Origin of the sequence: Lentzea terrae, from assembly GCF_003265345.1 — a bacterium.
Classification (GTDB): Bacteria; Actinomycetota; Actinomycetes; order Mycobacteriales; family Pseudonocardiaceae; genus Lentzea; species Lentzea terrae.
In genome coordinates, this window is sequence record NZ_QFWW01000008.1 from 1 (window position 1) to 247 (window position 247).

Below are 247 nucleotides of genomic sequence, written 5' to 3' on the forward strand. Positions count from 1 at the left end.
CCAGCGGTTGTCCTCGATCTTCGGGCCGATCTCCTTGAGATCGTTGAACTGCCCGGACTTCGACATCACCTGGCTCAGGTAGCCCTCTTCGATCGCCTCGATGTCCGCGAGACCGGAGCCGGCGCCGAGCTTGGTGAACAGGTTCTGGTGGTGCGGCTGGCCCTGGCCGGTCTTGCGCTGCGTGATCTTCACATCGGAGTGCGCGGCCTCGTACTCCTTGAACAGCTCTTCGTAGCCGAACTCGTTG

1 pseudogene is annotated in these 247 nt (G+C 62.3%); it reads right to left on the bottom strand.

The features are described 5' to 3' along the window. A pseudogene (locus DI276_RS49900) lies at positions 1-247 on the bottom strand (carbohydrate ABC transporter substrate-binding protein); the annotation flags it as partial.